8 protein-coding genes and 2 pseudogenes are annotated in these 8,853 nt (G+C 69.1%); 4 read left to right on the forward strand and 6 right to left on the reverse strand.

Annotated elements, in window-relative coordinates; translation table 11 throughout:
* Positions 1 to 140: 140 nt before the first annotated feature.
* The 4 genes from nusB to KW83_RS04060 form a co-directional block, all read right to left on the reverse strand.
* Positions 141 to 611 carry a transcription antitermination factor NusB gene (gene nusB / locus KW83_RS04045; protein WP_036174636.1) on the reverse strand — a complete coding sequence of 157 codons (471 nt, stop codon included), beginning with the start codon at positions 609 to 611 and terminating at the stop codon, positions 141 to 143.
* Entirely contained in the window at positions 611 to 1,114 is a 504-nt protein-coding gene (locus tag KW83_RS04050) for a 6,7-dimethyl-8-ribityllumazine synthase (protein ID WP_036174639.1), read from the reverse strand. Before KW83_RS04050 ends, nusB begins: the two co-directional genes overlap by 1 nt.
* Positions 1,114 to 2,220 (reverse strand): 3,4-dihydroxy-2-butanone-4-phosphate synthase, encoded by a 1,107-nt coding sequence (ribB, locus tag KW83_RS04055; RefSeq protein WP_051928227.1) that lies wholly within the window; start codon positions 2,218 to 2,220, stop codon positions 1,114 to 1,116. Before ribB ends, KW83_RS04050 begins: the two co-directional genes overlap by 1 nt.
* A 62-nt stretch (positions 2,221 to 2,282) precedes the next feature.
* Positions 2,283 to 2,885 carry a riboflavin synthase gene (locus tag KW83_RS04060; protein WP_036174644.1) on the reverse strand — a complete coding sequence of 201 codons (603 nt, stop codon included), beginning with the start codon at positions 2,883 to 2,885 and terminating at the stop codon, positions 2,283 to 2,285.
* A gap of 110 nt (positions 2,886 to 2,995) precedes the next feature.
* Between KW83_RS04060 and KW83_RS04065 the strand changes: the two genes are divergently transcribed.
* The 3 genes from KW83_RS04065 (at position 2,996) to KW83_RS04075 (ending at position 7,543) form a co-directional block, all read left to right on the forward strand.
* Positions 2,996 to 4,303: a capsule biosynthesis protein gene (locus KW83_RS04065; RefSeq protein ID WP_051928229.1), complete on the forward strand. Its 1,308-nt coding sequence runs from the start codon at positions 2,996 to 2,998 to the stop codon at positions 4,301 to 4,303.
* An 89-nt stretch (positions 4,304 to 4,392) separates the two neighbouring features.
* Positions 4,393 to 5,523, forward strand: coding sequence for a polysaccharide biosynthesis/export family protein (locus tag KW83_RS04070; protein WP_235191354.1), 1,131 nt, complete (start codon positions 4,393 to 4,395; stop codon positions 5,521 to 5,523).
* Between the two features lie 4 nt (positions 5,524 to 5,527).
* Positions 5,528 to 7,543, forward strand: a complete 2,016-nt coding sequence (locus KW83_RS04075) for a capsular polysaccharide biosynthesis protein (RefSeq protein ID WP_036174647.1) — start codon at positions 5,528 to 5,530, stop codon at positions 7,541 to 7,543.
* Positions 7,544 to 7,689: 146 nt separating this feature from the next.
* Here the strand turns inward: KW83_RS04075 and KW83_RS04080 are convergent.
* Positions 7,690 to 8,298, reverse strand: a pseudogene (locus KW83_RS04080) (IS630 family transposase); the annotation flags it as partial.
* A 33-nt stretch (positions 8,299 to 8,331) separates the two neighbouring features.
* On the opposite strand from KW83_RS04080, the pseudogene KW83_RS04085 reads away from it, so the two are divergent.
* Positions 8,332 to 8,600, forward strand: a pseudogene (locus tag KW83_RS04085) (transposase); the annotation flags it as partial.
* On the opposite strand, the gene KW83_RS19605 reads toward KW83_RS04085, so the two are convergent.
* On the reverse strand, positions 8,596 to 8,853 hold a 258-nt coding region (locus tag KW83_RS19605), incomplete at its 5' end, for an integrase core domain-containing protein (RefSeq protein WP_152563462.1). The pseudogene KW83_RS04085 and the gene KW83_RS19605 overlap by 5 nt on opposite strands.

Here is an 8,853-nt window from a genome sequence, read left to right on the forward strand (position 1 = left end):
GGCCGCGGACGCCGGCAGGGCAATGCCGGAGGTGAAAAGGCCCGTCAGGACTGTGGTGCTGAGTGCGCGCATGGAATTCTCCCGCATGACGTGTACAGGGGATCAAGCGCCCGCCACGCCGGCGGGTTCCCTCGGGCGCGTCACGATCTGGCCGTGAACGCCTCTGGCCTGACCTCTCGCGCCATGTGGTCGAGCACCGCGTTGACGAACTTCGGCTCGCGGCCGTCGGGAAAGAACGCCTTGGCCACGTCGACGAATTCCACGATGACGACCTTGGGCGGGGCCTTGCCGGCGACCAGCTCCGCGCCCGCGGCGCGAAAGAGCGCGCGCAGAACCGGGTCGATCCGGTCGATGGGCCATTTCGCCACCAGCGCCCGATGGGTGAGCTGGTCGATCCTGGCCTGCCAGGTCACCGCGTCGTCCAGGGTCTTGCGGAACAGCTCCAGATCGCCCTCGGCCATCTCGCCCTCGTCGTAGACGGCGCCGAAGCGGTGGGTCTCGAACTCGGCCCGGACCCGGTCGGAAGAGGCATCGACCTGCTCCATCTGGAACAGCGCCTGCACCGCGTAGAGCCGCGCGGCGGACCGCATCTGGCGCTTGTCCACCGCCATCAGCCGTCCCGCGCCGGGGTGAAGCCGATGTCCTTCGGGGCGCGGGACCATTTCCGCGACAGCGCGACAAGATGCAGCGCCGCCGCCGCCGCGCCGCCGCCCTTGTCCTGCTCACCGGCGCGGACGGCCGCCTGGGCGTGGGTCTCCACCGTCAGGATGCCGTTGCCGATGCAGGCCCCGTCCAGCCCCAGCAGGGTCAGCGCGCGGGAACTGTCGTTGCAGACCGTCTCGTAATGCGTGGTCTCGCCCCGGATCACGCAGCCGAGGGCCACGAAACCGTGGAAGTCGCCCATGCGCTGGGCGATGCGGATCGCGGTGGGCACCTCAAGGGCGCCGGGCACCTCGACGGTCTCATGTTCGGCGCCGGCCCGGTCCAGCACCTTTCGCGCGCCGGTCAGCAGGCTGTCGGCGATATCGCGGTAATAGGGCGCGACCACGATCAGCACCTTCACGGGCCGGTCGAACTCCGGCATCGGCGGGGTGTAGTGCGCTTGTCCGGCCATCAGCCGATCTCCGATATCTTCCGGGTGGCGGTGATCGTCAGGCCGTAGGCCTCAAGCCCGACGACCTTGGGCTTGGGGGAATTGGTCAGCAGGATCAGCTCATGCAGCCCCAGAGACGACAGGATCTGCGCCCCCAGCCCGTACTGGCGCAGCGTCTGGGGCGACACCTCGTCGTCGCCGACGATCTTCATGGTCAGGTCGCGCAGCAGGACCAGCACACCCTGCCCCTCCGCCGCGATCATCTCCATGGCATCGCCGAACTCCCGGGCGCGACCCTTGGGCCCCGCGCCGACCACGTCGAGCATCGGGTCCATGGCGTGCATCCGCACCAGCACCGGGCCCGCGCCGTCGATCTCACCCTTGATGAGCACGATGTGCTCGGCGCCCTGGGTCTCGTCCTTGTAGATGCGCAGGGTCCAGTCGCCGCCGAATTCGGAGGTGATCCGCCGCTCCTGGGTCCTGCGCACCAGGTTGTCGTGCCGGCGGCGATAGGCGATCAGGTCGCTGATCGTGCCGATCTTGAGCGCGTGGCGCTGGGCGAAGGCCACCAGGTCGGGCAGCCGGGCCATGGTGCCGTCCTCGTTCATGATCTCGCAGATCACGCCGGACGGGTTCAGCCCCGCCAGCCGGGCGATGTCCACCGCCGCCTCCGTATGGCCCGCGCGGACCAGCACGCCGCCCTCTCGGGCGCGCAGCGGGAACACGTGACCGGGGGTGGCGATGTCCGCCGCCGCCGCGCCGCGGTCGATGGCGACGGAGATGGTGCGCGCCCGGTCCTGGGCGGAGATGCCGGTGGACACCCCCTCCCGCGCCTCGATGGAGACGGTGAACGCGGTCTCATGCCGCGACGAGTTGTGCGACGCCATCAGCGGCAGGCCCAGCGCATCGCAGCGCTCTCCGGTCAGGCTGAGACAGATCAGGCCCCGCCCCTCGCGCGCCATGAAGTTGATGGCGTCGGGCGTGGCCATCTGGGCCGGGATCACCAGGTCGCCCTCGTTCTCGCGGTCCTCGTGATCGACGAGGATGAACATGCGGCCGTTGCGGGCGTCTTCAATGATCTCCTCGATCGAGGAGACGGCAGCGTGATCGTCGGACATGTCGGTCATCGGGGCCCCTTTCGCTGCGGGCGGGATAGACCGGGCGGGTCCGATTGGCCAGAGGCGGCGGGTCAGTCGAACTCGCGCAGGCGGGCTACATAGCGGGCCATGGTGTCGACCTCCAGGTTCACCGCGTCGCCCTGACCTGCGCGGCCCCAGGTGGTGACCGCCTTGGTATGGGGGATCAGGTTGACGCCGAAGCGCGCGTCCTCGACCTCGTTCACGGTGAGCGACGTGCCGTTCAGCGCGATGGAGCCCTTTGGCGCGATGAACCGTGCCAGGTCACGTGGCGCGTCCAGAGAGAAGCGCGTCGAGTCGCCGTCCTGCCGGACCGCCACGATCCGCGCCACCCCGTCCACGTGACCCGAGACGATATGCCCGCCAAGCTCGTCGCCCAGCCGCAGCGAGCGTTCCAGATTGATCCGGCGTCCGACGGGCCATCCCCCGACGCCGATGTTGGTGCGCGACAGGGTCTCGGCGCTGATCTCGACCTCGAACCAGTTGCGCGGCGCGGACCCGGCCGCTACGACCGTCAGGCAGATCCCGTCGCAGGCGATGGACGCGCCGATGGCAATGCCGGACGGGTCGTAGGCGCATCCGATGCGCGCCCGCATGTCGCCCCGCATCTCGACCGCGATCACCTCGCCCATGTCGCCGATCAATCCCGTGAACATCGCCCCGACCTCCGTTTGGCTCCATGTGGACCGGTGCCCTGGCCGCGACAAGGGGCCCGGGGGGCCGGCGGCGCCATCAAATTGCCATCCTGCCGTGGTCCGATCCCGCCATGGATAACGTCGTTGCGCATGGACCCGCGACCGCAAGGCGCGCCTTCCTGCTGCTGCAGGGACCGCACGGGCCGTTCTTCGCCGCGCTGGGCCGGATGCTGGAAGCGGCGGGCGCGCAGGTCTGGCGGGTGGGATTCAACCGTGGCGACCGTGTGTTCTGGCCGCGCCGGTCCGGCTATATCGCCCATACCGGCACGCTGGACGCCTGGCCCGACCGGCTTGCTGGGATCCTGGACGACAAACAGATCACCGACCTGGTGCTCTACGGCGACACCCGACCGGTCCATGCCCGGGCCGTGGCCATCGCAAAGGCGCGCGGCCTGACCGTCCATATCTTCGAAGAGGGCTACCTCAGGCCCTACTGGGTCACCTATGAGCGCGACGGATCGAACGGCAACTCCGCGCTCATGGCGATGGATGTGGCCGACATGCGGGCCGCGCTGGGCCGCGCCGCGTCCGACATGCCAGAGGCGCCGGCGCATTGGGGGGCGATGCGGCACCATGTGTTCTACGGCGCGCTCTATCACGCGCTGGTGCTGCTGGCGAACCGGCGCTACGGGGGATTCCGGCCGCACCGGGTGCTGAGCGTCGCGCAGGAGTTCCGCCTCTACCTGCGCCGCCTTGTGCTTGCGCCGCTGCTATGGGCCGACCGCGTCGCCGCCACGCGGCGGATCAAGACCGGCGGGTTCCCGTATCACCTGGTGCTCCTGCAACTCGAACACGACAGCAACTTCCGGGCGCACTCTCCCTTTGCGACGACGCGCGACTTCCTGGAGATGGTCATCGCCGGCTTCGCCCGCGGCGCCGCACGGCATCACCACCTTGTGTTCAAGGCCCATCCGCTGGAGGACGGGCGCATCCACCAGCGCCGCGACATCCGCGCCCTGGCGCGCACACATGGCGTGGCGCACCGGGTCCATTACGTGCGCGGCGGCAAGCTCGCCGGGCTGCTCGACCATGCCCGCTCGGCCGTGACGGTGAACTCCACCGCCGCGCAGCAGGCCCTCTGGCGCGGCCTGCCGCTCCGGGCGTTCGGAAACGCGGTCTATTCGAAGCCGGAATTTGCCTCCACCCAGCCTCTGGCGGAGTTCTTCGCCCGGCCATGGCGGCCGGATGCCGAAGCCTATCGCGACTACCGCCTCTACCTTCTGGAAACCAGCCAGATCGCCGGCAACTTCTACTCCGTGCGCGGCCGCAGGCAGCTTCTGCGCCAGGTGGTGGACATGATCCTTGCCCCGCAGGACCCCTACCGGGCCTTGCAATCGGGCGCAGCGGCTCATAGGCAACAACTGCATCTCGTCAGATAGCCCCGATGGGGCGTCCATATTGAGTTGCCCGCCCGCCTCATGCAGAGGTCAGACGCATGACGACCGGACCAGGCCAAGGAGACCGGGCTTTGAAATTCCTGCCAACGAACCTCGCCAGGATCGGTCTCGTCCTTCTCAGCCTCACGCTTGTCGCCTCCTGCGGTCTGCCGCGGGGCGGGCCGACCAAGAAAGAGATATTCGCGGGCTCCGTCCAGGAGCAGGGCGACGCGTTCGTCGTCTCGGTGAACCGGCGCGTGACCACGGCGACCTCTGTCTACGAAGCGCTGGGATTTTCGTCCTCTTTCGTCGATGTGGGTGTGGTCGGGGCAGACACGATCAACCCCGGCGACACGCTGGGCCTGACCATCTACGAAAACGTGGAGGACGGTCTGCTGGTCGCACAGGGCGCGCCGGCGACGGCTCTGGACGAGGTTCAGGTGGATGGCGCGGGCTTCATCTTCGTGCCCTATGCGGGCCGGATCCGCGCCGCCGGAAATTCCACCGAGGCCGTGCGCCGGATCATCGCCGACCGGCTCGGCAGCCAGACCCCGGACCCGCAGGTGCTGGTGCGGCGCCTTTCGGGCGACGGGTCGAGCGTGTCGGTCGCCGGCGGCGTCGGGTCCCAGGGCATCTATCCGATCGAGCGTCCGACGCGACGGCTGTCGGCCATGCTGACGCGCGCCGGCGGCGTCGCGATCGAGCCGGAGATCGCCCTTGTGACCGTGTCGCGCGCCGGCAAGAAGGAACGCATCTGGTTCGAGGATCTCTACAAGAACCCCAGTTTCGACATCGCCCTGCGCGACGGCGACCGGATCCTGGTCGAAGAGGACGACCGCTCTTTCACGGCGCTCGGCGCGACCGGGGCGCAACAGCTTATCCCGTTCAAGAAGCAGGCCCTGTCGGCGATGGAGGCCGTGGCGCTGGTGGGCGGGCTCAGTTCCGCCCTGGCCGATCCTACCGGCGTGTTCGTCCTGCGCAACGAGCCCGAGACCATCGCCAACAACGTGCTGGCCCGCAGCGACCTGATCGGGCCGCAGCGGATGGTCTACGTGCTCGACCTGACGGAGCCCAACGGCCTGTTCGAGGCGCGCGACTTCGCGATCCGCGACGGCGACACGATCTATGTGACAGAGGCGCCCTACGTGCAGTGGCGCAAGATCCTGTCGGCCCTGACCGGCACCGCGGGTGCGGCCAATTCCCTCAACGCCACCGTCAACTGACCGGGTGCCGCCCGGGCGGCGCCTGTGCGTCTACTCCGGCGGCTTCCTGTCGCCGCGTCTGCGGCGGATCCTGACCCTTTCCGGCTGGCGCGTGACCACGGGCCTGCCGCGCGCGGGCGATGCGGTGGCCGTCTGGGGCCGGTCCCCCCGCGCCTGGCGCGGCGAGGCCGTCGCCGCCCGCGCGGGCGTCCCGATCCTGCGGATCGAGGACGCGTTTCTGCGTTCCCTGCGGCCCGGCCGCGCCGGGGAGCCGCCGCTTGGGCTGTTGATCGACCGCCGCGGCGTCCATTTCGACAGCGGTGCCCCCTCCGATCTGGAGCGGTTGCTGGCCGGCGCGCCCCTCGACGATCCGGGGCGGCTGTCGCGCGCCCGCCACGCCACGCTGCGGCTGCAACGCGCGCATCTGACGAAATACAGTGCGGTTGACCCCCGGCTGGCCGTGCCCGGGCCGGGATATGTCCTGGTGGTGGACCAGACGCGGGGCGACGCCTCGATCCGCTTCGGCGGCGCGTCGGACCTGACCTTTCGCCGGATGCTGGAGGCCGCGCGGGACGAACATCCCAACGCCCAGGTGGTCATCAAGTCCCATCCGGAAACGGCCCTGGGCCTTCGGCCGGGCCATTTCGGCGCCGCGGACCGGGACGACCGGACGCGGATCGTGGATGCGCCGGTCTCTCCCTGGCGCCTCATCGATGGGGCCGCCGCCGTCTATACCGTCAGCTCGCAGCTGGGGTTCGAGTCGATCCTGGCCGGCCGCACCCCCCGCGTCTTCGGACAGCCCTTCTACGCCGGCTGGGGCCTCAGCCGCGACGAGGCGCCCGTGCCGCGCCGCACCCGGCGCCTGTCGCGGGACCAGCTGGCCTGTGCGGCGCTGATCGACGCGCCGGTCTGGTACGATCCCCACCGCGACCGGCTGGCCGAGGTGGAGGACGTGCTTGACCACCTGGAGGCCCGGGCGCGCGCCTGGCGCGAGGACCGGTCGGGCCATGTGGCCAGCGGGATGCGCCTGTGGAAGCGCCGGCCGCTCCAGCGCATCTTCGGCACGGAGCGCGCCCTGGTGTTCGTGACCGACCCCGGCAAGGCCGCGGCACGCGCCGCGCGCGACGGGCGCGGGCTGCTGGTCTGGGCCGGCAGGGAGGCGCCGGCACATCGCGCCGCGCCGCGGCTGCTGCGGGTGGAGGACGGGTTCCTGCGCTCTCGCGGGCTGGGCGCCGACCTGATCGCGCCGCTGTCCCTGGTGACCGACGATCTGGGGATCTACTACGATCCCACGCGGCCCTCACGGCTGGAGGCGCTGATCGCGCGCAGCCTGACCCTGACAGCGCCGGACCTTGCGCGGTCCCGGCGGCTGATCGACGCGCTCATCCGGCGCGGGGTCACGAAATACAACCTGGGGCGCGCCGATCTGCCCAAGCTGCCGGCCGGACGGCGCATCCTGGTTCCCGGACAGGTGGAGGACGACGCGTCGATCCGCCTTGGCGCCCGCGACATCGCCAGCAACGCCGCCCTGCTGGCCCGGGTGCGGGCCGACAATCCCGATGCGGTGATCCTCTACAAGCCGCACCCGGACGTGGAGGCGGGCCTGCGCCCCGGCGCGATCGCCGCCGATGCCGCCGACGCGGTACTGACCCGCGCGGACCCCGCGCCGATCCTGTCGGCCGTGGACGAGGTCTGGACGATGACCTCTACCCTGGGGTTCGAGGCGCTGATCCGCGGCCGTTCCGTCACATGTCTGGGCCAGCCCTTTTATGCGGGCTGGGGCCTCACGCGCGATCTGGGCGGCGCACCGGCGCGGCGGACCGCCCGCCCCTGCCTGGAGGCGCTGGTCCATGCCGTGCTGATCGACTACCCGCGCTACGTCGATCCCGTCACCGGCCTGCCCTGCCCGCCCGAGGTCGCGGTGGAGCGCCTGGCGAGCGGTACGGCTCTCCCCTCCGGACCGGGCCTGCGGGTGCTGTCCAAAATGCAGGGTCTTTTCGCCAGCCAGGCGCATCTGTGGCGGCGCGGCCGGGACGGATAGGGTCCATCGGCACGACAGACAGGGCCTCCGGATGCGATGCGGCGTGGCGGTCGCTGCCTTCGGTGGATCGAGCGCGGAGCACGTCCGTGCGCGCGTCCCCGACGGGCGAGCGGACCGGGCCCGAACCGCGCTAGAGCATGATGAGATTAGCTTGAAGCGTATCCAGTATTGGCGAGGTAGTTCGCGCACTCCTGTGGGCTGAAGCGGTCGAGCAGTGTCCCGATCCTGCGCCACGTTGCCTCCATTGTGCGCTCGGCTGCGTTGCGGAGCATGTGTTTGAGCTTCGAGAAGACCTGTTCAATCGGGTTCAGGTCCGGGCTGTAGGGCGGCAGAAAAAGTAGATGCGCTTTCGCGTTACGGATCGCTTGCCGCACGGCTTGCCCTTTGTGGCTGCCCAGATTGTCCATAACCACCACATCGCCCGGGCGCAGGGTTGGGACGAGCACGTGCGCGACATAAGCCCGGAACGCTTCGCCGTTGACGGGACCGTCCAAAACAAAGGGCGCGTCGATCCGATCATGACGCAGCGCTGCGATAAAGGTCATGGTGCGCCAGTGACCATGCGGGGCCCGCCCGATCAGGCGTTCACCTCTGGGAGCCCAGCCGCGCAGCGGGGCCATGTTGGTCTTGGCCCAGGTTTCATCAATGAACACGAGACGACGGGGGTCGATCCGGCCCTGGTGCCGCTTCCAGCGCACACGGCGGCGGCTCACGTCGGGGCGGTTTGGACCTGTCGCGGTTTGATGCCGCTCCTTTGATAGCATTTACTGCAACAAAGGAGACGAACTATGGGATTGAAACGGACGGACGAATTCCGCCAGGATGCGGTGCGTATTGCGCTGACCAGCGGGCTGACGCGCAAGCAGGTGGCTGATGATCTGGGCGTTGGAATGTCGACGCTGAACAAATGGATCACAGCGCATCGAGACACGAACGTGGTTTCACAAGAGGATTTGGACCTCGCCAAAGAGAATGAGCGGCTTCGACGTGAGATCCGGCTTCTCAGGGAGGAGAGGGAAATCCTAAAAAAGGCCACCCAGTTCTTCGCGGGCCTAAATGTCAGATCCCGCTTGATTGTATGGCCGCTTTTTGAAGAGCCTTGGCTTTTGGCGATGCCAGTCCTTGAGGGCGTCGATAGGCGTTCTGCCCTTCAGGACGGATTGCGGGAGCTGGCCGTTGTAGAGGCGGACATAGCGCAGGATCGTCTGCTCAAGGTCCTCGCCTGATCGGAAGCGATGACTCTGCAGGACGTCCTCGATCCGCCCGTTGAAGCGCTCCACCATGCCGTTGGTTTGCGGCCGCATCGGTGG

Origin of the sequence: Palleronia rufa (assembly GCF_000743715.1) — a bacterium.
GTDB lineage: Bacteria > Pseudomonadota > Alphaproteobacteria > Rhodobacterales > Rhodobacteraceae > Palleronia > Palleronia rufa.